General features: G+C 64.8%; 28 protein-coding genes, 2 tRNA genes and 1 riboswitch. Of the genes, 20 read left to right on the top strand and 10 right to left on the bottom strand.

Going from position 1 to position 24,616, the window contains the following annotated elements:
- Nucleotides 1-211: 211 nt before the first annotated feature.
- A tRNA-Met gene (locus P2869_RS09340) sits at nt 212-288 on the bottom strand.
- Nucleotides 289-561: 273 nt separating this feature from the next.
- Between P2869_RS09340 and P2869_RS09335 the strand changes: the two genes are divergently transcribed.
- Both P2869_RS09335 and P2869_RS09330 read left to right on the top strand, forming a co-directional pair.
- The gene (locus P2869_RS09335) at nt 562-1,059 is read left to right on the top strand and encodes a heme-degrading domain-containing protein (protein ID WP_042299027.1); all 498 of its coding nucleotides are present in this window, start codon (nt 562-564) and stop codon (nt 1,057-1,059) included.
- A 4-nt stretch (nt 1,060-1,063) separates the two neighbouring features.
- Entirely contained in the window at nt 1,064-1,402 is a 339-nt protein-coding gene (locus P2869_RS09330; protein ID WP_017776641.1) for a multidrug efflux SMR transporter, read from the top strand.
- Between the two features lie 103 nt (nt 1,403-1,505).
- On the opposite strand, the gene P2869_RS09325 is transcribed toward P2869_RS09330, so the two are convergent.
- Nucleotides 1,506-1,706: a hypothetical protein gene (locus tag P2869_RS09325; RefSeq protein ID WP_017776642.1), complete on the bottom strand. Its 201-nt coding sequence runs from the start codon at nt 1,704-1,706 to the stop codon at nt 1,506-1,508.
- 239 nt (nt 1,707-1,945) lie between these two features.
- Here P2869_RS09325 and P2869_RS09320 point away from each other — a divergent pair, with 239 nt between their 5' ends.
- On the top strand, nt 1,946-2,308 hold the full coding sequence (locus P2869_RS09320; RefSeq protein WP_277596278.1) for a hypothetical protein: 363 nt from the start codon (nt 1,946-1,948) through the stop codon (nt 2,306-2,308).
- A 126-nt stretch (nt 2,309-2,434) separates the two neighbouring features.
- Nucleotides 2,435-2,713 carry a DUF1488 domain-containing protein gene (locus P2869_RS09315; protein WP_017776644.1) on the top strand — a complete coding sequence of 93 codons (279 nt, stop codon included), beginning with the start codon at nt 2,435-2,437 and terminating at the stop codon, nt 2,711-2,713.
- 46 nt (nt 2,714-2,759) lie between these two features.
- Here P2869_RS09315 and P2869_RS09310 read toward each other — a convergent pair whose 3' ends face one another.
- Nucleotides 2,760-3,740 carry an NAD-dependent epimerase/dehydratase family protein gene (locus tag P2869_RS09310; RefSeq protein ID WP_277596277.1) on the bottom strand — a complete coding sequence of 327 codons (981 nt, stop codon included), beginning with the start codon at nt 3,738-3,740 and terminating at the stop codon, nt 2,760-2,762.
- Nucleotides 3,741-3,845: 105 nt separating this feature from the next.
- Between P2869_RS09310 and P2869_RS09305 the strand changes: the two genes are divergently transcribed.
- Nucleotides 3,846-4,730 carry a TetR/AcrR family transcriptional regulator gene (locus P2869_RS09305; protein WP_277596276.1) on the top strand — a complete coding sequence of 295 codons (885 nt, stop codon included), beginning with the start codon at nt 3,846-3,848 and terminating at the stop codon, nt 4,728-4,730.
- A gap of 38 nt (nt 4,731-4,768) precedes the next feature.
- Nucleotides 4,769-5,911, top strand: a complete 1,143-nt coding sequence (locus tag P2869_RS09300) for an enoyl-CoA hydratase/isomerase family protein (RefSeq protein WP_277596275.1) — start codon at nt 4,769-4,771, stop codon at nt 5,909-5,911.
- A gap of 61 nt (nt 5,912-5,972) precedes the next feature.
- On the opposite strand, the gene P2869_RS09295 is transcribed toward P2869_RS09300, so the two are convergent.
- On the bottom strand, nt 5,973-6,401 hold the full coding sequence (locus P2869_RS09295; protein ID WP_017776648.1) for a hypothetical protein: 429 nt from the start codon (nt 6,399-6,401) through the stop codon (nt 5,973-5,975).
- 398 nt (nt 6,402-6,799) lie between these two features.
- On the opposite strand from P2869_RS09295, the gene ssuD reads away from it, so the two are divergent.
- From ssuD to P2869_RS09275, 4 genes are all read left to right on the top strand, one after another.
- Nucleotides 6,800-7,957 carry an FMNH2-dependent alkanesulfonate monooxygenase gene (ssuD, locus tag P2869_RS09290; protein WP_017776649.1) on the top strand — a complete coding sequence of 386 codons (1,158 nt, stop codon included), beginning with the start codon at nt 6,800-6,802 and terminating at the stop codon, nt 7,955-7,957.
- Nucleotides 7,958-8,018: 61 nt separating this feature from the next.
- The gene (gene ssuC / locus P2869_RS09285; protein WP_017776650.1) at nt 8,019-8,882 is read left to right on the top strand and encodes an aliphatic sulfonate ABC transporter permease SsuC; all 864 of its coding nucleotides are present in this window, start codon (nt 8,019-8,021) and stop codon (nt 8,880-8,882) included.
- Complete coding sequence (locus P2869_RS09280) at nt 8,879-9,907, top strand: ATP-binding cassette domain-containing protein (protein ID WP_277596274.1); 1,029 nt, start codon at nt 8,879-8,881, stop codon at nt 9,905-9,907. The genes ssuC and P2869_RS09280 overlap by 4 nt, the downstream gene beginning before the upstream one ends.
- A gap of 79 nt (nt 9,908-9,986) precedes the next feature.
- Nucleotides 9,987-10,202 (top strand): molybdopterin-binding protein, encoded by a 216-nt coding sequence (locus tag P2869_RS09275; protein ID WP_277596273.1) that lies wholly within the window; start codon nt 9,987-9,989, stop codon nt 10,200-10,202.
- A gap of 15 nt (nt 10,203-10,217) precedes the next feature.
- Here the strand turns inward: P2869_RS09275 and P2869_RS09270 are convergent, their stop codons facing one another.
- Nucleotides 10,218-10,499: a hypothetical protein gene (locus tag P2869_RS09270; protein ID WP_277596272.1), complete on the bottom strand. Its 282-nt coding sequence runs from the start codon at nt 10,497-10,499 to the stop codon at nt 10,218-10,220.
- 210 nt (nt 10,500-10,709) lie between these two features.
- Nucleotides 10,710-10,791: riboswitch (cyclic di-GMP riboswitch) on the top strand.
- 146 nt (nt 10,792-10,937) lie between these two features.
- On the opposite strand from P2869_RS09270, the gene P2869_RS09265 reads away from it, so the two are divergent.
- The 3 genes from P2869_RS09265 to P2869_RS09255 all read left to right on the top strand — a co-directional run bounded on the left by P2869_RS09265 (nt 10,938) and on the right by P2869_RS09255 (nt 12,366).
- The gene (locus P2869_RS09265; RefSeq protein ID WP_277598093.1) at nt 10,938-11,678 is read left to right on the top strand and encodes a spherulation-specific family 4 protein; all 741 of its coding nucleotides are present in this window, start codon (nt 10,938-10,940) and stop codon (nt 11,676-11,678) included.
- Nucleotides 11,679-11,782: 104 nt separating this feature from the next.
- Nucleotides 11,783-11,980 (top strand): hypothetical protein, encoded by a 198-nt coding sequence (locus P2869_RS09260; protein WP_126877387.1) that lies wholly within the window; start codon nt 11,783-11,785, stop codon nt 11,978-11,980.
- A gap of 140 nt (nt 11,981-12,120) precedes the next feature.
- Nucleotides 12,121-12,366, top strand: coding sequence for a DUF6566 family protein (locus tag P2869_RS09255; protein ID WP_199539936.1), 246 nt, complete (start codon nt 12,121-12,123; stop codon nt 12,364-12,366).
- A gap of 189 nt (nt 12,367-12,555) precedes the next feature.
- On the opposite strand, the gene P2869_RS09250 is transcribed toward P2869_RS09255, so the two are convergent.
- Nucleotides 12,556-12,834 carry a hypothetical protein gene (locus tag P2869_RS09250; protein WP_017776657.1) on the bottom strand — a complete coding sequence of 93 codons (279 nt, stop codon included), beginning with the start codon at nt 12,832-12,834 and terminating at the stop codon, nt 12,556-12,558.
- Between the two features lie 490 nt (nt 12,835-13,324).
- Between P2869_RS09250 and dusA the strand changes: the two genes are divergently transcribed.
- Nucleotides 13,325-14,278: a tRNA dihydrouridine(20/20a) synthase DusA gene (gene dusA / locus P2869_RS09245; protein ID WP_240659005.1), complete on the top strand. Its 954-nt coding sequence runs from the start codon at nt 13,325-13,327 to the stop codon at nt 14,276-14,278.
- An 85-nt stretch (nt 14,279-14,363) separates the two neighbouring features.
- A tRNA-His gene (locus P2869_RS09240) sits at nt 14,364-14,439 on the top strand.
- 65 nt (nt 14,440-14,504) lie between these two features.
- Here P2869_RS09240 and P2869_RS09235 read toward each other — a convergent pair.
- Nucleotides 14,505-15,446, bottom strand: coding sequence for a class I SAM-dependent methyltransferase (locus P2869_RS09235; protein ID WP_277596271.1), 942 nt, complete (start codon nt 15,444-15,446; stop codon nt 14,505-14,507).
- A gap of 355 nt (nt 15,447-15,801) precedes the next feature.
- Between P2869_RS09235 and P2869_RS09230 the strand changes: the two genes are divergently transcribed.
- Nucleotides 15,802-16,692, top strand: a complete 891-nt coding sequence (locus P2869_RS09230) for an amino acid ABC transporter substrate-binding protein (protein WP_277598092.1) — start codon at nt 15,802-15,804, stop codon at nt 16,690-16,692.
- Nucleotides 16,693-16,732: 40 nt separating this feature from the next.
- Here P2869_RS09230 and P2869_RS09225 read toward each other — a convergent pair whose 3' ends face one another.
- Nucleotides 16,733-18,160, bottom strand: a complete 1,428-nt coding sequence (locus tag P2869_RS09225; protein WP_277596270.1) for an MFS transporter — start codon at nt 18,158-18,160, stop codon at nt 16,733-16,735.
- A 341-nt stretch (nt 18,161-18,501) separates the two neighbouring features.
- Between P2869_RS09225 and P2869_RS09220 the strand changes: the two genes are divergently transcribed.
- From P2869_RS09220 to P2869_RS09205, 4 genes are all read left to right on the top strand, one after another.
- Nucleotides 18,502-19,554 carry an NADP(H)-dependent aldo-keto reductase gene (locus P2869_RS09220; RefSeq protein WP_277596269.1) on the top strand — a complete coding sequence of 351 codons (1,053 nt, stop codon included), beginning with the start codon at nt 18,502-18,504 and terminating at the stop codon, nt 19,552-19,554.
- A 142-nt stretch (nt 19,555-19,696) separates the two neighbouring features.
- Entirely contained in the window at nt 19,697-20,809 is a 1,113-nt protein-coding gene (gene mnmH / locus P2869_RS09215; protein ID WP_277596268.1) for a tRNA 2-selenouridine(34) synthase MnmH, read from the top strand.
- A gap of 134 nt (nt 20,810-20,943) precedes the next feature.
- Nucleotides 20,944-22,002 carry a permease gene (locus P2869_RS09210; protein ID WP_026121833.1) on the top strand — a complete coding sequence of 353 codons (1,059 nt, stop codon included), beginning with the start codon at nt 20,944-20,946 and terminating at the stop codon, nt 22,000-22,002.
- A gap of 149 nt (nt 22,003-22,151) precedes the next feature.
- Nucleotides 22,152-22,574 carry a hypothetical protein gene (locus P2869_RS09205; RefSeq protein WP_017776717.1) on the top strand — a complete coding sequence of 141 codons (423 nt, stop codon included), beginning with the start codon at nt 22,152-22,154 and terminating at the stop codon, nt 22,572-22,574.
- Nucleotides 22,575-22,681: 107 nt separating this feature from the next.
- On the opposite strand, the gene P2869_RS09200 is transcribed toward P2869_RS09205, so the two are convergent.
- Nucleotides 22,682-23,509 carry an ABC transporter permease gene (locus P2869_RS09200; protein ID WP_017776718.1) on the bottom strand — a complete coding sequence of 276 codons (828 nt, stop codon included), beginning with the start codon at nt 23,507-23,509 and terminating at the stop codon, nt 22,682-22,684.
- 27 nt (nt 23,510-23,536) lie between these two features.
- Entirely contained in the window at nt 23,537-24,448 is a 912-nt protein-coding gene (gene nodI, locus P2869_RS09195; protein ID WP_199539944.1) for a nodulation factor ABC transporter ATP-binding protein NodI, read from the bottom strand.
- Nucleotides 24,449-24,616: the final 168 nt, after the last annotated feature.

Below are 24,616 nucleotides of genomic sequence, written 5' to 3'. Positions count from 1 at the left end.
GGTGAACGGTGATGCGAGTGTATCACCGTGCGCGTGCCCGCACGGAGGCTGGGCGGGGGCTGGAATACAGCACGGAAGGCATGCCACAAAAAGGGCGGCGTGCTTTCCGTCCTGCATGCCAAAAACAAAAAAGCCCACCGAGTGGTGAGCTTTCTGGTTTTCGCGCATTTTCGTAATGCCGCACCTTGCTGGTGAATACGGCAAACGGATCTGGTTGCGGGGGTAGGATTTGAACCTACGACCTTCGGGTTATGAGCCCGACGAGCTGCCAGACTGCTCCACCCCGCGTCCGTCGAAAGATGAAATTATAGGGCAAAGCCGACATGCGCGCAACACATTCTCTGAGAGCGGTGGAGAAACTGCTCACCGATGCGTCGTGTGGCCCGCGTCGTCATACGCCCGTGATCGCACATGTGACGACGTAGATGCCGCGGCGCGCATGGTCGGATGCGTGTCGCCTGCGAGCACGTGCCCGCGTAGGCAGGGCATGGGCGCTGGGCTAGAATCGGGGACCATCCGTTGTCTGCCACGCTTTTTCACCATCACGCCGGGTCGAGGAATATGGACATCGCACACGATTTGCAATCGATCACGCACCAGGAAAAGACGCTCGTGTTTCCGCGTTTCGATGCGGACCGCGCGTGGGAAGTCGGCGCGTGGCTTCACGAGATCGCGAAGGCGCGCGCGCTCGCCGTCGTCATCGACGTGCGCACGTTCGGGCAGCCGCTCTTTTTCGCCGCGCTCGACGGCACTACGCCCGACAACGTCGATTGGGCGCGACGCAAGGGCAACGTCGTGGAGCACTTCCGGCGCAGCTCGTACGCCATCGGTCTGCGCATGCAACAGGCGGGCACCTCGCTCGCCGAAAAGCATGGATTGCCGGTCTCCGGCTACGCATCGCACGGCGGCGCCTTTCCGCTGACCGTGGCTGGTGCCGGCGTCATCGGTTCGGTCACTGTTTCCGGCCTGCCGCAACGCTCGGACCACGAACTCGTGGTCGAGGCGCTGTGCGCGCTGCTCGACGAGGACTACAGCAAGCTCGCGCTCGCAAAGGCCTGAGCCGATGCGACTGCCTGCCTACGCGTGGCTTGCCATCGCCATTCTGGCCGAGGTCGTTGCCACGTCCGCGTTGCGCGCGTCCGACGGTTTTACGCGGTTCGTGCCGTCCGTAATCGTGGTGCTCGGGTACAGCATCGCGTTCTACGGGCTTTCGCTCACGTTGAAAAGCATTCCGGTCGGCATCGTCTACGCGATCTGGTCCGGTGCGGGCATTGTGCTGATTACGCTCGTCGCGCTCGCGCTGTATCGGCAGGTGCCCGATACGGCCGCCGTCGTGGGGCTCGGGCTCATCGTGGCCGGTGTGGTGGTGCTCAACGTGTTTTCGAAGATGGAAGCGCACTGAAGGCCTGGCCGGCACAGCGCGACGTCCGCATCGTGCGGCGAATGCCGCTTCTTCACGCCGTGCCGCGTTGTTCGTGGCATTGCACGCATCGCCCCGCCGCCGTTCAGCGTTTTGCCGCCAGATTCACGCGAATGCCTGCGTCGCCCAGTGCACGGCGGCTTTCTTCTCCATCGCGCGAGAGTGCGTCTTCCCAGATGCTGATGGCGCGCGAAATATCGATGTCGTGATCTTTCGCGTAGGCGAACCAGTGATTGGCCGCATCCGGTTCCTGCACCTCGCGGTCCTGAAAAAAGTACTTTCCCATGCGTGCTCCACGTCGCGATTCTCCCGATCGATGTGCAGCGCATCATTCGTGCCCGGCGCGCCGCGCGCTGTAGTGCCCGAAACGACCCGACACGCGCCTTTCTTCGTCCGCAAGGAAACTTCTTGCGCGCGGCGCCGACTCATCACTCAGATAACGACGACCTGGAGCCGCGCGTGTTCGTCAATCGCGAGCAAAAGCCGGGGCGCGAGGGCTCGATCGAACGCAACGGAGAATCCATCATGGCTGAACGTGTCAGTGGCCCGTATCGCGGCTATTACATCAGCGCGGCGGCGCGTCTCGTTACGCCGCCTCCCGCAGCCGAGTCGCACGATGCGGGGCGAGGGCCGGTTCGCCCGTTCCAGGCGCGAACCGATGAACCGGGCGACCTCCAGCAGCGTGGCGGCAGCGAGCCGCACGATCCGCGTGGCGGCGTCTATGTCGGCTCAGTGAGCCTTTCGCTGGGCGGTCTCGACACGCCGCGCCGCATCGAAACGCTGCTCGAACTGGGCGACGGCCGGCGCTTCGCCTGCGAGGACGACGCACTCGACCAGGTGGAACAAGCCGCACGCGAGTACATCGACCGGCTTTACGGCGAGCCCTGAACGAGCGTGCTCAGCGTGCCGCCACTGGACGGCGGCGCGATGTGCCGGGTACGATAAATCTCTTGCCGTGCTGTAGCCGGTGCTGACCGGCGCGTCATTTCCCGAGCATTTTCTGTCGAGGCAAGCATGGACATTCAATTCTCCCCGGATGCGCCTCTCTACCGGGACGCCAACCTCACGGTCGTATTCGCCGCATTCGTGGATGGCGAGTGCGTGCCGTGCGCCATTTCTGTCGAAGCACTGGAAGATCACTTCGGCGCACGCGCGGCCGACCGCGACGCGTGGATCCGCGCATTCGACTCAGGCCGTTCGCGCATCGAGGCCGTGGCACGCGAACATCTGCGCATCAGTAACGGCACGCCCGTGCTGCTCAAGAGCGGACACTTTCCGCCCGACAGGGTCTAGCCCGAACCAAACGCGTGCCCGCCAGCGCTGCGGCTCGCGCCACGTCTCATGCGACGGCGTTTTCCGATGCGGGCACTGCGCTACGGGCAGCCTCAAATGCCAGACGAATGCCGTCTTCGTACGGCGTTTTCCTGACAGGTCCGATCAGTGCGCGCAACGCGCTGTCGTCGAGCACGACAGGATCGGTCTGCAGATAGTGCATTTCCACCACCTCGCGCAGGATCGGATTGAAGAGTCCGAGTACGCGCAGTGTCGTTTTGCCCGCCACCATCAATTTCGGCTCACGTCCCGCGAGCGCGTAGGCCTGCGTTGCCACTTCACGCTGCGTAATCGTGCCCGCGCCCGCGAGGTGCAGCACGCGTCCGAAGGCGCCTTCTGTACGCGCGAGCGTCTCTATTACGGGGCCGACGTCGGGCACGAACACGTATTCGTGAGGCACGTCGATCGGTCCGATCATCTGGGCTCGCGTGCCGCGCGCAGCGCCCGTGAATACGCCGTCGAGGAAGCTGTTCGTCACCCGCGGCCCGTAGAAGTCCGGTAGTCGCAGCACGAGCGTCGAAAGGCCATTGCGGCCGTGCGCGTCGAGCACGAGGTTCTCCTGCGCGAGCCGCATGCGTCCCTTGAACGTGTGCGGTTCGCGCGGATGCGCTTCCGTGACCGGCATGGTCTGCGCGCGTCCGTACGGATATACCGTGCCGACCAGAATCAACCGTTCGACCCCGGCGGCGGCGAGCCCCGCGAGCGTCGTTTCCATGAGCCGGGGATGCAGTTCGAACCGGTTGTAGGGCACGCCGACGAGATACACGGCTGTTTGCAGACCGGTGGCGGCTGCAGCGACCGAGTTTGCGTCTTCGGGATTCCACGTCGCGATCTCGGCGAGCGGATCGTTGCCGAATGCCGTTTCGAGCGCCTTGCGCGAGCGTCCGATCGCGCGCCACGGTCGGCCAGCGGCGCGCAGTGCGGCTACAACGCTCGCACCGATGGCGCCTGTGGCCCCCAGCAATCCGACTCTGCCTGCGTTTTCCATGACTGTTGCGCTCCTGGGCAAGTTCTATTTTGGACTGAACACTGTTCACTGAACGGTGTTCAGTTTAATTTGACTTTTCAGGATGTCAACCGGAGAATCACCCGCATGGGAATCGCCGAACGAAAGACACGTGAAAAACAGGCGCTGCGCGAGCGCGTTCTCGACGCCGCGCGTCGCATCGTCATGCGCGACGGTTTTGCCGCGCTCTCCATGCGCAAGATCGCGGACGCCATCGAATATTCGCCCGCCACGCTGTACCTGTACTTCAAGAACCGCGACGAGATTGCGCATGCGCTGTGCGCCGAGGGCTACGCCCAGTTGCTGGAGACCTTCGCCCCACTCGCCGCCATCGAGGACCCGCGCGAGCGCCTGCATGCGCTAGGCCGCGCGTACGTCGCGTTCGGTCTCGCGCATCCGCAGACCTATCGGCTCATCTTCATGGAAGACCCGAGCTACACGAGCGCGACGCTCGCGGGCAACCGCTCGGACGACAGCGGCGACGCCGCATTCCAGATGATGATCGACGCGTTCGATGCGCTGCGCGACGCGGGCAGGCTGCCGTTGCCGTCCACGGCAAGCGCCGTGTGGGCCGAGACGCTGTGGTCCACTTTGCACGGCATCGTGGCGCTGCAGCTGACGTGTCCTGCGTTTCCGCATGCGGCGCCTGAACTGCTGGTCGACGTGGCATTGGGAGCCTGGTTTGCCGAGCCGGGCAGGGCGGCGAAGATGCGCGGCAAGGCGGCCACGAAGCCGCGTGCCCGGTTGGCGGCGAAAGCCGGCGGGAACGTGGCGAAGAAGGCGCAAGCGCTGTCGGACACGGACCCGGACACGGACCCGGTCGCGGGCTCGGACGTGAGGCGCAAAGCGGCGTTGCCGGCAAAGGCCAGTGCAAAGCTGGCCCCGAACGCAGGCAGCGAAGTCGCTGCAGATTCCGCGGCACCCGCAAGCCCCACCGTGCCCGCTATGCGCCGCAAAGCGGCCCGTGCGTGATACCGTAGCTCCTCACGTCTGCCTGCTGCTTTCACGCCATGAATCAAACACTCTCTTCCGGCGCTGCGCCGTCGTCGCAAGGCGACGTCGTTACGCGCGTTGCGAACCGCGTCGGCTTTATCGAACTCGAGCGCCCGCAGGCGCTCAATGCGCTTTCGACGGACATGATCCGCGCCATGCATGCGGCGCTCGAGCGTTGGCGCGAGGACCCCGACGTGCTCGCAGTGGTGGTTCGCTCGCCGCACGCGCGCGCGTTCTGCGCGGGCGGCGACATCCGCTTTCTTTATGAGGCGGCCCGCCGCGGCGACCAGGACGCGCTCGATACGTTCTTCACCGAGGAATACCGGCTCGATCACGCCATCTTCACGTATCCGAAGCCCTACATCGCGCTCATGAACGGCGTCGTGATGGGCGGCGGCATGGGGATCTCGCAGGGTGCGCATCGCACGGGCGGCCTGCGTGTGGCGACATCGTCGACGCGCATGGCGATGCCCGAGACGCGCATCGGCCTTTTTCCCGACGTCGGCGCGGGCTGGTTCCTTGCGCGCACACCCGGCGCGATCGGCCGCTATCTCGCGGTGACGGGCGAAACGATCGGCGCGGCAGACGCGCTCTATGCAGGCCTTGCCGATACCTACATGGACGAGGCGGCGTTGCCCGCGCTGGTTGAGGCGCTGCAGACGGAGCCGTTCGAACGCGGCGCCGACGTGGTCGCGCTCGTGGAACGCGAAGCCGCCCGGCACAAGGTCGTACCGACGCCCGACACCTCCACGCTGGCCGACACGCGCACGCTCATCGACCGGCATTTTTCGCACGCGGACGTGCCGGCTATCCTCGCGTCGCTCGAATCGGAACAGGATTGCGCCGCAGCCGAATGGGCCGAGCGCACGGTGGCTGTGCTGCGCGAACGCTCGCCGCTTTCGATGGCGGTGTCGCTCGAAGTGGTGACGCGTTCGGAAGATTCGATGGCGTGCGCGCTGCGCCGCGATCTCGATCTCACGCGCTCCACGTTCGCGCATGGCGATGTGATGGAGGGCATTCGCGCCCGGATCATCGACAAGGACAATCGCCCGGCATGGCGCATTGCGCGCATCGAGGACGTGACGCCCGAAGACGTTGCGCGCATGTTCGAAAGCCCGTGGACGCCGCAGACGCATCCGCTGCGGGAACTGCTGGGTTAATGCCGCGTTAGCTGCGATCTTCGGACGGGTACGGCCGCGACCGGCCTATTCGAATCAGACGCTATTCGTCGCCGCCCGCGTCGCTCATGAAAGCGCGCATGAACACCAGCGCGCCCCAGCCCCACATCGCATTGGCCGCGAAGCCCATGGCAAGGCGCGGCAGCATGTTGCCGCTCGGCCAGATGCCGCGAATGGGATCGACCACGAAGACGGCGGCGGCCGTGAGCACGATGCCGCCGAACATGAATGCCGGCACCCAGGGCGCGGGGCGGGCGGGCGACACGCGCAAAAGCCAGGCCATCAGCACGGCCCACACGGCGCTCCAGATGGCATTGGCAAGAAAGTCGGGCAGTCCGAGCGGCACGAAGGGCGCCGTGGAAAAGCCTGTGGCGTCGATCAGTCCCGCTGCGTGCAACAGTGCGAGCGTCGACTCGTGAAAGAACAGCGAAGCCAGAAAGCCGGACATGAACGGCAGAATGAATTTTTGCATGCGCGAGCTGCCTGAAAGGGTGCGGCGCGCCTTGGACGCTACAGGCGCGAACCCGAATGTGCGCCATTATATCGGCGCACTGCTTTTGCCCTGTGCGCCCGGATACGCCGCTTCGTAGCCGCGGAACGTTCCGCGCGCCGCAGGTCTCGCAATATGCCGCGTTGTATGCCCGGGCATCAGGCTAATCACGAAAGCGGAAAACCTAAGCTCAAAAAAATCGTTCAAAAGGAGAGACCGCGTCCATAGACTGCTTTCCCATGCAGGCGGCAACGCCGCCACCGGCAAGCCGCCGTTCCACGGCGCTTGCGCACGTTTTTCGGGGAAGCTGTCGCGATGACCTTGCTGTTGCCGATCCTGCCTGCCTCGTCCCCTTCGTTTCGAACAAGCAGGAGCAACGCATGAATGTGTTCTGGTTCATTCCCACGCACGGCGACACGCGCTATCTGGGCACCTCCGAAGGCGCACGCGCCGCGGACCTGCCGTACTTCCAGCAGATTGCGGCGGCCGCCGACACGCTCGGCTACGAAGGCGTGCTGCTGCCCACGGGACGCTCGTGCGAAGACGCGTGGGTCGTTGCATCGAGCCTCATTGCCGCAACGAAGCGGCTCAAGTTTCTCGTGGCGATTCGTCCCGGCATTTCGTCGCCGGGGCTCGCCGCACGCATGGCCGCGACCTTCGACCGTCTCTCGAACGGGCGTCTCATCATCAACGTGGTGACGGGCGGCGATGCGGTGGAACTGGAAGGCGACGGCGTGTTCGTCGATCACGACACGCGCTACGAAATCACCGACGAGTTTCTGCACATCTGGCGCGGGCTGCTCGAAGCCTCGCATCGTGGCGAGTCCATCGACTTCATCGGCACGCATCTGCGCTCGAAGGGCGGCAAGCTGCTGTATCCGCCAGTGCAGCAGCCGCATCCGCAGCTGTGGTTCGGCGGTTCGTCGCCGGCCGCGCACGAGATGGCCGGCGCGCACATCGATACCTACCTCACGTGGGGCGAGCCGCCCGAGGCCGTCGCGAAAAAGATCGCGGACATTCGCGCGCGCGCCGCGGCACATGGGCGCGAGATTCGCTTCGGCATCCGGCTGCATGTGATCGTGCGCGAGACCGAAGACGAAGCGTGGGCCGCCGCAGACCGTCTCATCAGCCGTCTCGACGACGAGACCGTGGCGCGTGCGCAGGCCGCGTTCGCGAAGATGGATTCGGAAGGGCAGCGGCGCATGGCGGCGCTGCATGGCGGCAAGCGCGGCAGCCGCGAGGATCTCGAGATCTATCCGAACCTGTGGGCGGGCGTCGGGCTCGTGCGCGGCGGCGCGGGAACGGCACTCGTCGGGAGTCCGGAGCAAGTGGCTGCGCGCATGCGCGAGTACGCGGACCTCGGTATCGAGACGTTCATCCTCTCCGGTTATCCGCATCTCGAAGAGTCGTATCGCTTCGCGGAGCTCGTCTTTCCGCTCTTGCCGGGGCGCGCGCGTGCGAAGACGGGCGGCCCGCTGTCGGGACCGTTCGGCGAGGTGGTGGGCAACCACTATCCGCCGCGCGCGAGCCAGAGTTGAGCCGCGCGGCTGAGTTGGCTCGCTTGTTGGGCGCATTGCACGAAGCAAGGAGGACGTTCACATGACGCAGTCCGCAGTCACAAGTGGGCCGCCGCGCCACCATCGAGCCGCTGGCGGCATCCAGTCCGGGTACGCCGTGCGGGCAGCGCTCACGAAGGCCGGCGCGCATCTCGCGCCGTGGATCGTGCCGTTCGCCGTGCTGCTGGCGTGGGAGTTGGCGGCGCGCAGCGGCGTGCTTTCCACGCGCGTGCTGCCGGAGCCGCTCGCGGTAGTGAAGGCGGCGTGGTCGCTCATTCAGTCGGGCGAAATGTGGGCCGACGTCAAGGTGAGCACGTGGCGCGCGCTGTCGGGCTTCGCCATCGGCGGCGGCATTGGCCTCGCGCTCGGTCTTGCGACAGGGCTCTTCAAGCCCGTGGAAGTCGCGCTCGACTCCACCGTGCAGATGATCCGCAACATTCCCGCGCTCGCAATGATTCCACTCGTGATCCTCTGGTTCGGCATCGAGGAAGAGGCGAAGGTGTTTCTGGTTGCGCTCGGGGTGTTCTTCCCCGTGTACGTGAACACGTTTCATGGCATCCGGTCGGTGGACGCGAATCTCGTGGAGATGGCGCGCAGCTACGGCGTGAAGGGTTTCGCGCTGTACCGCGACGTGATCCTGCCGGGCGCGTTGCCGTCGATCCTCGTGGGTGTGCGCTTCGCGTTCGGGCTCATGTGGGTCACGCTCATCGTCGCGGAAACGATTTCGGCCCAATCGGGCATCGGGTATATGACGATGAACGCACGCGAGTTTCTGCAAACCGATGTGGTGGTGGTCGGCATCCTGCTTTATGCCGGGCTCGGCAAGCTGGCGGATCTGCTCGCGAAGGGCATCGAACGCGTGGCGCTGCGCTGGCATCCGGCTTACCAGGGAGGCAGCAAGACATGAACGCCACGACATTAGCGGCGAACTTCGGCGGCATTACGGGCAGCGACCTGGAAGCGGAGTTGGCGCAGCCGCGCGAGCAGGATGGCGAGGTATCGCGTGCTGTGGCGTTAGAGCGCGAGGGCTTGCGTGCGCAGAGGCAGCATCAGGATGGCGCTCGTGAGACGTTACAGCGAAGCTGGGTTGCGCGCGACAGCGTGGCGACGCCCGACGTAGCGACGCCCGACGCCCCCGCCGACTACTCCGTCGAACTGCGCGGTGTGATGAAGCGCTACGGCGAGCGCACCGTGCTCGACGGCTTCGATCTTTCCATCGAGCGCGGCAGCTTCGTGGCGATCGTCGGTCGCAGCGGCTGCGGGAAATCGACATTGCTGCGGCTCGTCGCGGAACTCGAAACGCCGCAGGGCGGCTCGCTCGTGAAGCGCGCGGCACACGGCGCGTCGCTCGACACGCGGATCATGTTCCAGGATGCGCGGCTTTTGCCCTGGAAAACCGTGCTGCAGAACGTGATGCTGGGTCTGCCGCGCAGTGCTCGCGAGAATGCGCGCGCAGTGCTGGCGGAGGTAGGGCTGCTTGCGCGTGCCGACGACTGGCCCGCGCAACTCTCGGGCGGCCAGCGTCAGCGTGTGGCGCTTGCGCGTGCGCTCGTGCATCGGCCGAGTCTGCTGTTGCTCGACGAACCGCTCGGCGCGCTCGACGCGCTCACCCGCATCGAGATGCACGCACTGATCGAACGGCTGTGGCGCGAGCACCGTTTCACGGCGCTGCTCGTCACGCACGACGTGCACGAAGCCGTTGCGCTGGGCGACCGGATTCTGCTCGTCGAAGACGGCCGTATCGCGCTCGATCAGCCGGTGTCGCTCGAACGACCGCGCGTGCGAGCCTCGGCGCGTTTCGCGGAGCTCGAAGATTACGTGCTGCAGCGTGTGCTGAAGACGCAGCCGGGCGATTCGGAGCCAACAGGGCCGCACAGCGCATCCGGCTTGCGGGCGAGTGTGCGGCCTCATGAAGTGCGGTGGGCTGTCTGAAACCGGAATACGAAGTCTGAATAGTCAGGATGCCGAATATCGGCACGGCACACACCCTCTCTCCACGGAGCCATCCCACATGAGCATTTCCGCCATCAACGTGCGCAACCAGTTCAGAGGCAAGATTCGCGAGATCATTCGCGGACCGGTTGTCTCCGAAGTCGACGTCGATACGCCCTTCGGCATCGTGACGTCCGTCATCACGACGCGCTCCGTCGACGAACTCGACCTGAAGGTGGGCACCGAAGTGGTGGCGCTCGTCAAGTCCACCGAAGTTTCTCTCGCGCGCCTCTGAGCGCCAGCTCCGCCGCTACTTTGGGGTTCCGCCGCTCGCGGGCGGCTCGCGAGCCATACCCTCGTTGACCGGTTTGCGCGGACGCTTGACCGGCATGTTGTCGGGGTTATCGGCGTTCACGGCGTCGGAGGCCGCCTGCGGCGGCTTCACCATCGACGCCGAGCGATCGACGGCTGGCGGGTGCACCGGCGCTTGGGGTGTCGCCTGGGTATGTGCCGTTGCCGGCAGGGTCCCGGTCATCGCCATCGCTGCGACGGCGAGCAGCCGTCGTTCTCCTGAAAGCGCTTTCCTGTCCATCTCGCGTGTCTCCGTTTCGGCATCGGACGCTTCGCGTGCATTCTGCGGTCGAACCGGCCGTTTGAATCGGCGGGCGTCCATTCTTCCGGCATGCCGCACGTAGCGTGCCGCTGCCTTCGCGCGTTTGTGGGCGTTGGCACGTCTCCCCTTGTCCCCTGGTGCTTGCACGAATTAAAGGTTCCAGGTCGCGTGCCGTAAATTCGCGGACGGGTCAATAAAGGGCAAAACCGGAGCGATCCGGCGACGCAAAGCTAGAGGGACTTCCATTCCTGGAAGTCAGCCAGTTGCCCGCCGGCTGCCGTCGGCGGCGGGCCGAACGATGGGCGCGTTCCGGCAACCGCTGGAGCCGCCGTTATCAGGAGGCACGACATGAATGCATCTTTGGGACGCCGCGCAACCAGCAGGGCCACGGCAGCCAACTGGCTCTGGACAGCGGTGATGGCTGCCGCTGCGCTGGCGGCGCCCGTTGCGGCACGCGCTGAAGCGCTCCTCGTGCCCGCGTACTTCGCTACGTACGGCTCCGGTCTCACCGGCTGGCACACGCTGGCCACCACCGCCCGCACGGTACCGACCACCGTGATCCTCAATCCCGACAGCGGGCCAGGAAAGTCGGTGGACACCGGGTACACGACGGCGATTGCCAACGTGCACGCGGCGGGCGGCAAGGTGATCGGCTACGTATCGACCGTGTACGGCAAACGGTCGCTCTCGGCGGTCGTGAAGGACATCAATGCCTACGTGTCGTTCTACAAGCTGGACGGCTTCTTCATCGACGAGATGACGGCCGACAGCGTGATGTCGCACATTCAGTACTACCAGTCGGTCTACAACTACATCAAGGGCCTCTCGGCTGCATACGCCGTGACCGGCAACCCGGGCACCAACGTGCCGGAAATCTACGCGAGCCTGCCTGTGGCCGATCAACTCGTCGTATTCGAAGACAGCGCGAAGCGGTATGTCCGATACACACCGCAGGCGTGGCAGACCGGCTATCCGAAGGCGCGGTTCGCGCACATCGTGTACGCCGTCAATGCGGGGCAGGTCGCGGCGTTTACCGCGCAGGCGTCGGCACGGGGCGCGGGTTCGGTCTATCTGACGTCGAAGACGCTGCCTGATCCGTACAACGGGTTGCCCAGGTACTGGAGCGAGGAAACGCAGGACGCGCTCGCGGCCCATTGAATTTGTACAGAGCGGTCGAACACCAGGCGTCGTCGCCGCTCCATAGGCCGCCACACGTCGTGGGAAGTGCTAGCATGAATTTCGGCACCACGACGGAGACGGCCATGTCGAAGTCACTGAGTCTCGAAGCGATCGAAGCCCTGCGGCAGTTGAACGATACAGCCAGCGAGCAGGCGCCGCCTGTGCTGTCCCCGGATCTGACCCAGGAACTGGTGGGCGCCGGCCTTGCGACAGGCGCCGGCGCCGATCGCGTCCACATCACCTGCGACGGCCGCAAGTACCTGTCCGGCGACTGCGACTGACGGTCGTTCGTCATCGAGGCGTGTATGCGGTGCGCCTCACGGCGTGTTCGAACGTCGTGCGGGCGATTTCGTGCCTGCGCGGCGAGTAGGGGGACGCCAGCCCTGCGCCACGCCGCGCCTTCGTCACGAAGGAGGCGAACATGGAGCCCAAGGGCATCGACATGGGCGATTACGCGGAGCGCTACCGGAATCACGACATCGAGGTAGCGGTCGAGCAGGTCATGACAGGCGTAAAAGCCCATTTTCGCGTGCTGAAAGACGGTGCCGTCGCGCTCGACTGGCGGCTCGTACACATCGACCGGCTGTGGCCGACCGAACGCGCGGCCGCCGAGGCCGGGCTCGAGGCGGCGCGCACCGTGATCGACCGGGAACTCGTTAAGGATTGAGAGGTGGGCGCGGGGTGTACGGAAAGAAAGGGATTGCGCGCTTGCGATAACGTCAGGAAGGGAAAAGGGCTGCCGCGCGATCTGCGCGAGCAGCCCTTTTCGTGTGTCCGCGGATCGGGCGCTTATGGCGCCCGGTTCGCGGGTAGCTCGATCAAGATGGGGACGCTTTGAGCGGTGGCCCGACGGCGATTAGTGCGCGCCGAAGTAGACCGATTGCGGACCGCGTTCCAGCGAGCGGGCGCTACCGGCTTGCGACGAAGTGCTCGATACGCCGCCGTAGGCGGTTTCGTTCGAGCGGGCTTGCGCGGCTTCCGCTGCCAGCGTCTGGCTGTTCTGGCCTTGCTGCGAAGCCGGCGCGCCGACGGCCGGGCTGTAGTACGGGGCGGGGCCGTAACCGCTGGCGAAAGCCGGAGCGGCGATGGAGGCGGAGGCTGCAACGAGCAGGGCGGCGAGGGTCTTGGTCTTCATGGTGTCAACTCCAATGAGGTTCAACTGCATTTCGGAATGACGCGGCGCCGAGGGTGGTGCGGTAGTGCCCGTGAGCTACGTCAGTGATGCTCAGTGTAAACACCTACTATTGGAAAATAATCACGATAATCCGAATTTACTGTTCTAGACCGGGAAACAATGCTGGAGACCAATGCCAGCATGCGTTTCCGGTGATTCAACCCCAAAAACTGCATTTTTCGACGCAGGCAGATTACATACTGGGAGAGGGGTTTTGCAGTGCGGCAATCCGTGTCGAGTGCCGTTGTGCGGCGAAAGTGACAGATCTTGGCGCCGGGAAGTCGCCTGCGCGGCTTGCGGTAGAATTACGGGCTGATTAGTGTCGTGCGGTCCGGTTTGCAGCCCGGTTGTGCAGCCGGGTTGTGCGGCCCGCCGGTTTACCCGCTGTCCATCTGCTTTTTCCATGTCTCTTTCCCGTTCCCCCAGTCCTCGCCGCGTCAGCGTGGCGCCGATGATGGATTGGACCGATCGCCATTGCCGCGCCTTCCACCGTTTCGTGTCGCGCCACACGTGGCTCTATACCGAGATGGTGACGACGGGCGCACTGATCCATGGCGACGTTGCTCGCCATCTGGCCTTTACGCCCGAGGAGGCGCCCGTCGCGTTGCAACTGGGCGGCAGCGAACCGGACGACCTCGCGCGCGCGGCGCGGCTTGGCGAGCAGTGGGGCTACGACGAGATCAACCTCAACTGCGGCTGCCCGTCCGAGCGGGTGCAGCGCGGCGCGTTCGGCGCGTGCCTGATGAACGAGCCGCAGCTCGTCGCGGACTGCGTGAAGGCGATGCGCGACGTAGTGTCGGTGCCCGTCACGGTGAAGCATCGGATCGGCGTGGACGCCGTCGAGGAATATGGCTTCGTACGCGATTTCGTGGGCACGGTGGCCGAGGCCGGCTGCAACGTTTTCATCGTGCACGCGCGCAACGCGATCCTTAAAGGATTGAGCCCAAAGGAGAATCGCGAGATTCCGCCGCTGAAGTACGAGTACGCGTACCAGTTGAAGCGCGACTTTCCGCAACTCGAGATCGTCATCAACGGTGGGATCAAGACGCTCGACGAAGTGGCGATGCACCTGGAGCACGTAGACGGCGTGATGCTCGGGCGCGAGGCGTATCACAACCCGTATGTGCTCGCGGACGTCGATGCGCGCTTCTACGGCTCGACTGCCGCAGCGCCGAGCCGCGCGGAGGTGGAGGCGAGGCTCGTCGAGTACTGTGCAACCGAACTCGCGCGCGGTACCTATCTCGGCGCGATGACGCGCCACGCGCTTGGCCTGTACCGCGGCGTGGCAGGCGCACGAGGCTGGCGTCGCGTGCTGTCGGACAGCCGCAAGCTGGCCGCCCGCGATCTCGCGATCTTCGACGAGGCGCGACAGTATCTGCGAGAAGACGCCGAAATGTTTGAATAAGGGCTAGGCAAACGCAGAAGGTGTTTGTATAATCTCGCTTCTTCATCGGCGAGCTATTCAAGGCAAGCCAAAAGTTGTAGCAGTGGTGGCTGTAGCTCAGTTGGTAGAGTCCAGGATTGTGATTCCTGTTGTCGTGGGTTCGAGTCCCATCAGCCACCCCAAAACACCGCCAAGGCTTTCACGCCTGCCCTCGTAAGTCCCCTCCAGCAGCACCCACATCAGCCGGTCACCGAATAGCCGTAGCCACCCAAACATGTGCGGCGGCGTACTCCGTCGAGGCGTACCGTACGACGTTCCAGCCGGTGCGCCGCAAGATTTCGCGGAAGTAGGTTTCCTGGAATCCAAGCTCCAGCCACCCGTGTTGCCGGATTGCCCAGAGCGATTCGCCGTCAAGGCGAACGCCCCATGGCACCGGTAGCCTGTCTTCAATAGGCTCCCCGACGAAATACACGCGCCCCTCGGGTCGGACGATTCGATGGAGCGCGCGCAGAAGCCGCGGATGATCCGCGCAATGGTGGAAGCACTCGAAGAAGACGACGGCGTCGAAGCGCTCCGCGGCAGTTTCCGCCCACATGAAGTCGGCGTTGATCGTTTGGACCGGAAGGTCCATCTGCGTCGCGCGTCGCCGGATCAGGTCCGTGAAACCTTTCTCGATGTCGACTGCTGTCACCTCGTATCCGGACTGCGCGAGAGCGAGCGCCATGTTGCCCCATCCCGCGCCGAACTCGACGATGCGAGCCGGCGCGCTGACATGAAGACGCCGGATAAGCGAGCCGATCGCCAGATACTGGCCGCCAATGACTTCGGGCGCGCCGGTGCTGTAGGGAAATGGCTTGTCGAGCTGGGCGATATCGTGCGGGTATGCCTCGTTCTGCAACCGATACGGCTTGCCCGCGATGCCCTCGTAAAGGGCCATCTGCTGCTTTGCGTACTCCTTGCCGAACGGGTCGAGATCGGTTCCGGTGGGCGCCATCCTGAAGGTCGTAAAGGCACGGCGCATGGCAGCGTCGGAAATGGCTGCGGCAGCATGGCACTCGGCCATCTTCCGGTCGAGTTCCTCGATCGTGAAGATCATGCCGGTCTCTTCTTTCCCGACGGGCTCCGGAACGGTGACGACTTCTTCGCGATGGGCGAAACGATTCATCAGGCTCTTGAGGCGATCCTTCACGTGACGCTCCTCTCGGCTGGCGGTGCGCCAATAATAAGCCGTGATTTCGTGAATCTTTCCAGAAGTTACCTATTTATGCTGTTTGAATCGGTCGAATTTGATCGGCTCCATGCCCCACGCTTGAGTGCATGGAGATTCAAGCTTTTCGTGATGAGATAAAGACCCGTGAGGCCTTCTGTGCAGACGAAAAAACAAAACCCCACATAGGGTCGGCACCCCTGATCTGCATCAATTGCGCCGCTCCGACGCCGCCTATATTGAATTTCAGCAAGCACAAAAAAAAAGCGCTGCACGGGCACACAAAAACACGCACTCGCGCACCCGCAGCCACCACACCGCAAACAGGGGAGACACCATGATCAATCGGCCATTCGCGGCGCTTGCCGCGCTGCTTGTTGCGCACACAGCGTTCACAGCCGCTCACGCGCAAACCCTGGACAAGATCGCTCGATCGAACGAGATCGTCGTTTCCTCACGCGAATCCGCAGTGCCCTTCAGCTATCTGCTCACGCCGCATAAAGCGGTCGGTTTCTCGGTGGACATCACCGAGGCGATCGTTGACGACGTTCGCCGCACGCTCAAGCGTCCGGATCTTCGTACCCGATACATTCCCGTCACTGGCCAAAACCGGATTCCGCTGCTCGTCAACGGCACCTACGACCTCGAATGCGGATCGACCACCAACACGGCGGCGCGTGGCAAAGACGTCGCTTTCTCCATCAACTTTTTCTACGCGGGAACGCGTCTGATGGCGAAGCGCGCCTCGCATATTGGTGGCTACGCCGATCTTGCGCGCAAGACGGTCGTCACGGTCGCGGGGAGTACCAACGAGAAGGTGCTGCGTCGCCAGCTCGATACGCAGCACATCGACGCCGAGGTCGTGCTTGCAAAAGATTACGGCGAAGCGCTGAAAACCGTTGCGGACGGCCGCGCGGCCGCGCTCGCGCTGGACGACGTTCTGCTTTACGGCATGCGTGCGAACACGGGCGAGCCGGATACCTGGGTGGTTGCCGGAGAAGCGTTGCAGGTGGAACCGTACGCCTGCATGGTGCGCAAGGATGACCCCGCGTTCAAACGGCTCGTTGACGGCACGCTCACGCGCTTGATGAAAAGCGGCGAGTTCGCGCGGCTCTATACGAAGTGGTTCGAGTCCCCGATCCCGCCGCGCGGCGCCAATCTCGACATGCCGATGAGCGCAGCGCTAAAGCGCAACCTCACGGTCCGCAGCGACCAGCCGGTGCAATAGACGGTGCAATACACGGTGCAATAGCCAGGGTGCCCGCGTCCTACCGCTTTGCGTGTCCGCTTACCTCGGCGCCCGCATGTCGCGCCAATCCGAACACGTCGTAGAGCGCGGCAAATCCCACCAGCGAAACGAGCACGAACGCGAGACTGAAGTCCGCGGGCGTGACCGACTGCGCGGGATGTCCATGCAGCCACGCAGCAACGCGCATGGCAATGGCGCCCACGGCCACGCCCATGCCCATCGTCATCTGGCTGAGCGTGCTGGCGAAGGTGGAGGCGGCGCTCATCTGCGTTTTCGGCACGTCGGCGAAACTCAGTGTGTTGATCGCCGTGAATTGCAGCGAGCGCGCAAGACCCGAGAAAAACAGCAGCGTGACGACCCACACATACGGCGTGGTCGGCGTCAAAAGGCTCATGGCGGCGAGCGAGAGCGCGGCGAGCGCGCCGTTCACGAGCAGCACCGAACGAAAGCCGTAGCGCCGCATCACGGGCGTGGTGACCAACTTCATCGACAGATTGCCGGCGAACACCGCAAGCGTCAGCAGTCCGGATTCGAAGGCGTTGAGCCCGAAGCCGAGCTGGAACATCAGCGGCAGCAGAAACGGCACCGTGCTGATCGAGATGCGAAAGAGCGAGCCGCCGCCCATCGCCACCGCGAAGGTGCGCACGCGCAATGCGCTCAGATCGACGACGGGATGCGGGCAGCGCCGCAAGTGGAAGAACGCCGCGACACCGGTCGCCACGCTCGCGGCAAAGAACGCGAGCGCTTCGCGCCACGGTGCATCGCTGCGGCCAATCAGCTCCATCGCGTACATGAGCGCCGTGCAGCAGACACCGGACAGTACGAAGCCGAGGCTATCGAAGGGGCGACGCTCGGTATCGTCGTCGCGACCGTCGATGAAACGCCACGCGAGCACCATGCCGATCAAACCGAGCGGCAGGTTCAGGTAAAAGATCCAGCGCCACGACGAATACGTGGTGATGAGCCCGCCCAGCGGCGGCCCGATCACGGGTGCGACGAGCCCCGGCCACGTGATGATGGAGATGGCGCGCATGAGGTCGTCCTTCGGCGTGGCGCGCAGCACCGCGAGCCGACCGACGGGCACCATCATCGCGCCGCCTATGCCTTGCACGATGCGCGCCGCCGTGAAGCTGACGAGGCCATCGGTCATGCCGCACACCACGGAGGCCGCGGTGAACACCGCAAGCGCGGCCGTGAAGACGCGGCGCACGCCGAAGCGGTCGGCGGTCCACCCGCTGATCGGAATGAACACGGCGAGCGTGAGCAGATACGAGGTGATGCCGATGGAAAGATCGACGGGATGCACGCCGAACGAGCGCGCCATCTGCGGAAGGGCGGTCGCGATGATGGTGCCGTCGAGGTTCTCCATGAAGAACGCGCCTGCGACGAGGAACACGATCAATGGCGATTCCGGTGCGCGAAGGGCGGTAGACGAGGAACCTGACATGGGTGGCAAGCGAGGAACGCAGCGCGAGGCTAAATGGATTGACTGTGGAAAACCGGCCTGCTTGAGACTGCTTGAGACCGCTTGAGACTGATTGAAACTGAATTGCGACGTAATCGAAAAGCGTCTGAAATCCGTTTGAAAAAACGTCGCGCGTCGCGAATGACACAGTACCGAGCGAGCGACATGCCGCGCCGGATCGCCATTGTAGCCACGCTGAAGAAATCGCGTCGCTATGGTACGTTTTGCGTTTTTGCCGCCCGCAGCCGCTGCACGGTCAATCTGCGGATCCGGCACACGGTCCACCCATAAATCAACGCACAATCAACCCACAGGACACTGCAATGGAATACCGCAAACTCGGCGATTCGGATGTAAAGGTGAGCCTGATCGGCCTCGGCACGATGACATGGGGCCAGCAGAACACGGAAAGCGAGGCGCATGCCCAGATCGATTACGCGCTCGATCACGGCGTGACGTTGATCGATACAGCCGAAATGTATCCGGTGCCGCCGCGCGCCGAGACGCAGGGTCTTACGGAGCGCTATATCGGCACGTGGCTCGAGAAACATCCGGCCGCGCGCGAGCGCATCGTGCTTGCCACCAAGATGGCCGGTCCCGCGCGCCAGCCGCACAACCCGCGCTACATTCGCGGCGAAACCAACCAGTTCGACCGCAAGAACCTGACCGAGGCGCTGGACGGCAGCCTCGCGCGACTGAAGACCGATTACGTCGATCTCTACCAGCTGCACTGGCCGGATCGCAGCACGATGACTTTCGGGCGTGCCGCCTATCCGTGGATCGACGACGCCTACACGGTGCCCATCGAAGAAACGCTCGCCGTGCTCGCGGACTTCGTGAAGGTGGGCAAGGTGCGCCACATCGGGGTGTCGAACGAAACGCCGTGGGGCATCGCCCAGTTTCTGCGCGCGGCCGAAAAGCTGGGGCTGCCGCGCATCGTGAGCATTCAGAACCCGTACAGCCTGCTCAACCGCACCTTCGAAGCGGGGCTTTCGGAGTTCAGTCATCGCGAGGGCGTGGGCCTACTCGCATACTCGCCGCTCGCGTTCGGCTGGCTCTCGGGCAAATACGAAGGCGGCGCGCGGCCCGCGGGCGCGCGCATCACGCTGTTCGAGCGTTTTCAGCGCTACAGCAAGCCGCAGGCCGTGGAGGCGACGAGCCGCTACGTTGCGCTCGCGAGGCGCCATGGTCTTTCGCCGGCTCAACTGGCACTGGCCTTCGTCAACAGCCGGCCGTTCGTGACGAGCAACCTGATCGGCGCAACGTCGCTCGAGCAGTTGAAGGAAAACATTGCAAGCGCGGACGTGCGGCTCTCGCCGGAGGTGCTCGCCGAAATCGACGCGCTGCACGAAGCGCAGCCGAATCCCGCGCCGTAAGCCCGAGGGCAGGGCCGCCGGGGAGGGCCAGGCCGCTGCCGGGTCGCGTGCGATAATTCGAGGCTTGCGCCCCCGGCGCCGGGCGTCGTCGCACGCCGACGGTGGCCGGCACGGGCGGCGCCCCGTTTCCGGTAAGGCCAAATTGAAGAACCTGCTTGCGACCCTGGACCAGCTCGGCGACTTCGACGAGATCGTCGACGTACGCACGCCGCTCGAATTCGCCGAGGACCACATTCCCGGTGCCACGAACGCGCCCGTGCTCAGCAACGAGGAGCGGGTGATCGTCGGCACGATGTACAAGCAGGTCTCGCCGTTCGACGCCACGCGCGTCGGCGCCGCGATGGTCGCGCGCAACATCGCCATGCATCTGGACACGATCTTCGCGGACCGGCCGCGCAACTGGCGCCCGCTCATCTACTGCTGGCGCGGCGGCAAGCGTTCGGGTTCCATGACGACGTGGTTCAACATGATCGGCTGGAAGGCGCGTCAGCTCGAAGGCGGCTACAAGACGTGGCGACGCCACGTGCTGGAGCAGCTCGAAGCGCTGCCGGGCCGCTACCGGTACGTGGCGCTCACGGGCCACACGGGCAGCGGCAAGACGCGCCTGCTGCAGGCGTTGCGGCTCGCGGGCGCGCAGGTGCTGGATCTCGAGCAGCTCGCGTGTCACCGGGGTTCGCTGCTCGGCGCGCTGCCGGGCCAGCCCCAGCCGTCGCAGAAGGCTTTCGAGACCTCGCTTGCCGGTACGCTCGAGCGCTTCGATGCGAGCCAGCCCGTGTTCGTCGAAGCCGAGAGCCGGCGCATCGGCACCGTCTCGCTGCCCGAGAACCTGCTGCGCGGTATCCACGGCGGCACCTGCATCGAAGTGCAGGCAACGCGCGAGGACCGCGTCGCGTTCCTGTTGCAAGACTACGCGCACCTGTTCGACGCGCCGGAGCAGTTCAAGGCGCAGCTCGGCAAGCTCGTGGGGCTGCATAGCCACGAGCAGGTGCGGCACTGGCACGAACTGATCGACAGCGGCGCGCGCGCCGAGTTGTTCGGCGAGCTGATCGAACGGCACTACGATCCGGCGTACCGGCGCAGCAGCCAGCAGCATTTCGGCAACCTCGCGCACGCGCTCTGTTTCGAGTTCCGGCCCAATGCCGCCGACAGCGTCGCGCAGGCGAGGGCGTTGCTCGACCGGCTGGGCGGCCATGAAGGTGCTGCGTCCGATGATGCCTCGCAGGAGCGCGCGCATCATCCGGCTGCGCAGCCCTGAAGTACGGGCAGGCCGCGTAGCTTGTCCATGGAATTGCGAGGCGCGCGCGGTACAAGGCAACACAAGCAGCGCAAGTAGTACAGGCAATTGAAGCGCCCCGAGTTTTCAATCCGAATCACCCAACGACGATACCGATGAACACCACACGCCACACGCCAGCGCCACCCGCAATGGGATGGATGCTCTTTTTGCTGATTGCCGTCGCGGGCCTTTTCTACGTGAAGTGGTTCCCGTACTACCACCGCGCGTTCACAGCGGCGGAGACGCATTCCATCGGCAAGTCGATCCTGATGGGCACGGCTGCGAGCCCGCCCGCGCCGACGCTGCAGGCTGCGCTCGACTACGCCTGGGCATACGGCAAGGCCATCTGGCAAGCCATGGTGCTCGGTCTGCTGCTTGGCTCCGCCGTGCAGGCACTCGTGCCGGCGCAGTGGGTGGCGCGCATGCTGGGCCGCAACGGCTTCGGCAGCGTGGCGGCGGGCGGCTTGCTCGCTATCCCCGGCATGATGTGCACCTGCTGTGCCGCGCCCGTGGTGGCCGGTCTGCGCGCGCGTCAGGCGTCGCCGGGCGGCGCTATCGCGTTCTGGCTCGGCAATTCGGTGCTCAATCCGGCGACGCTGGTTTTCATGGGCTTCGTGCTGGGCTGGCACTGGACGGCACTGCGCCTCGTGCTCGGCGTGGCGCTCGTATTCGGACTCGGCTGGTTCCTGAACCGGCTCGTGACGCCGCAGGAATCGCGCTCAGCCGACGAACAACTGGCCCGGCTCGTGATGCAGCAGGCCGAAGGCAATATGTTTGCGCGATGGCTGCGCGTGCTCGGCCGCATGGCCGTGCGCCTCGTGCCCGAATACATCGTGCTGGTGCTGGTGCTGGGCGCCGTGCGTGCATGGCTCTTTCCGCACATCGGTCCGGAGATCGGCAACGGCCTCGGCTGGATCGTCGCTTTCGCAGTGGCCGGCATGCTGTTCGTGATTCCGACGGCGGGTGAGGTACCGATCATTCAGGCCATGCTGTCGCTCGGCATGGGTGTGGGGCCGGCGGGCGCGCTCCTGATGACGCTGCCGCCCGTGAGCGTGCCGTCGCTCGCGATGCTGGCGCGTTCGTTCCGCCCCCGAGTGCTCGCAATCGTCGCGCTGACCGTGGTGCTGTTCGGCGTCGCGGCTGGCCTCATCGCAACAGGGCTCGGCTTCTAACCGCGGCCGACGTGCCGGCCACCGGGCCGGTGAAGCGGTGTAGCATGCAACAACGGTGGGATATGCGGCGTACATGACTGGCTGCATGCGCGCCACCCGCCGCGCGCCGCGAGGGCGCGTGGCAGAAGCAAAGGAACCGGGGGCTCAGAATGGCGCAACAGAAAACGAATCCGAAACTCGAACAGGCGCTCACGCGCGGCGACCTGGCGATCCGCCAGGCCAATTCGGCACGCGCGACAGCGGTGCTGCGCGCGCTCGGCAAGATGATCGTGGAGGCATCGGCGACGATCGGCGTGGAAGCGCACACGTCGGTGCCGGACGGCGATCGCATTTACGATCCCGCGAACGGTTTGTGGCCGCAGCAACTGTTGGTATCGCTCGACGGTCCGGTCGAGGAAACGGATCCTGAGGAACTGCGTGCGGTGCGTCTGCTCGCCGATACGGCGGCCACCGTGTTTCGCGTGGAATGGCATCGCGCGGATGGCAAGATGGGCCGTCAGGACGGCGGACCGTTCGCGACGGTCGCCTTCATTACCGACGTCGAGATTCCCTGGAGCGACGACGAGGACTGAATGTCTTGCTGAAAAGAGAGACGCCGCTACGGTAGCGGCGTCTCTGCTTCGATCGACGGCTCTTGACCGATGGCATTACGCGCACGCGGTAACGCCCATCACATCGTCTAGCGCATCATGCGCCGGCGGAACAACACCGCCGATATCGCAAACGTCACCACCACGTAAGCGGCCAGCACACCCACGTGCAACGCCGCGTTTTCCACCGGCCGGCCGAGCATGGCAGGCCGCACCAGCGCGACTGCGTGCGCGAGCGGCAGCAGCAGCGTCACCTGCTGCGCCGCTGCGGGCAACTGCGTGATGGGGAAGAACACGCCGGAAAGCAGCAGCATCGGCGTGAGCACCAGCGTCTGATAGAACATGAAGAAGTCGTACGAAGGCGCGAGGGCCGTCACGATCATCGCGAGGCTTGCAAACGCAAGGCCGGCGAGGGCAATGACAGGCAGCGCGAGCAGCATCGACGGAAAGCTCGCGTAGCCGAGCGCCGCGGCCACGATCATGATGGCCGTGCCGGAGAGCAGCGCCTTGCTCGCGGCCCACACAATCTCGCCGAGCACGACGTCGCCGAGCGTGAGCGGCGTGTGCATGATCGCTTCCCACGTGCGCTGCACGTGCATGCGCGAGAAGCTCGAGTACATCGACTCGAAGCTCGCCGACATCATCACGCTCGATCCCACCGTGCCGGCTGCGAGGAACGCGATGTACGAGACGCCGTCCACGTGCCCCACCATCAGGCCGAGCCCGAAGCCCAGCCCGAACAGATAGATCATCGGATCGGCCAGGTTGCCGAACATCGAGGCCAGCGCAAGCTTCTGCCAGACGAGGTAATTGCGCCGCCACACGGCGATCCAGTTCGTGGCGTTGGAGGGCAGCGCTGCAATGCGTTCTCGCATGGGGGCGGGCTGGCCGGGTGTGTCGTAGGTGCGTGCGTCCATGTCGTGCCGTTGGTTGGTCGCGTTCGTTCAGTCCTGCATCTCGCGCCCCGTGAGGCGCAGGAACACGTCTTCGAGATTGGCCGGCCGGTGCAGATAACGCAACTGCGGCCGGTTCTTGATCCGCTCGAGCGCGGCTTGTGGGTCGGTCACATAGCAGAAGAGCGTCTCGCCGCTGATTTCCGTGCGCGTGGCGAGCGGCGCGAGTTCGTCGCGCAGGGCAGCCGGGTCGGGACCATAAATCTCGATCACGTCGCAGCCGATCTCTGACTGGATCAGATCGTTGGGCGCGCCCTCGGCGATCTTGCGGCCTTCCTCGATCACGCACAGGCGGTCGCAGAGTCGCTCGGCTTCTTCCATGAAGTGCGTGGTGAGCAGAATCGTCTTGCCGCGTGCGAGCAACGAGCGCAGCCGCTCCCAGATCAGATGACGCGCCTGTGGGTCGAGGCCGGTGGTGGGCTCGTCCATGATGAGCACGTCGGGATCGTTGACGAGCGCCCGCGCGAGGGTAAGCCGCCGGCGCATGCCGCCCGAGAGTTCGTTCACGCGGGCGTCGGCCTTGCTTTCGAGCCGCGCGAATTCGAGCAGCATGGGCACGAGCGCACGCGTGTGTGCGGCCGACAAACCGAAATAGCGGCCAAACACGAGCAGATTCTCGCGCACGGTGAAGTCGGGATCGAGATTGTCGAACTGCGGCACCACGCCGACCCGCGCGCGGGCAAAGCGTGCGCGCGAGGGTACCGGCTCTCCGCACAGGCGAATCGCGCCGGCGTTGGGCGACGAGATGCCGAGCAGCATCTTCAACGTAGTGGTCTTGCCCGCGCCGTTGGGGCCGAGCAGCCCGAAGCACTCGCCGGGACGGACATGAAACGACAGACCGTCGACTACCTTCTTCTCGCCGTAGCGTTTTTCTACCTGTTCGAATTCGATGGCGGCGGACATGGCGACTCGTGTTCGTGTACCAGGAAACCGCACCGGTCACGCAATGCACGGCGCGGTCCGGATGCGGGCAGGAGGGAGGCAAGGCGGCCTATTCTAGTGCATCGCTGCATTTGCGTTTGACCCGCAACGCCTGTCGCGGCAAGCATTTCCGCGCTGCGGCATCGCGCT

The sequence above is a fragment of the Paraburkholderia sp. SUR17 genome, assembly GCF_029536165.1.
Lineage (GTDB): Bacteria > Pseudomonadota > Gammaproteobacteria > Burkholderiales > Burkholderiaceae > Paraburkholderia > Paraburkholderia kururiensis.
Note: the sequence above shows the minus strand (reverse complement) of the source record. Positions and strands in the feature narration are given on the sequence as shown.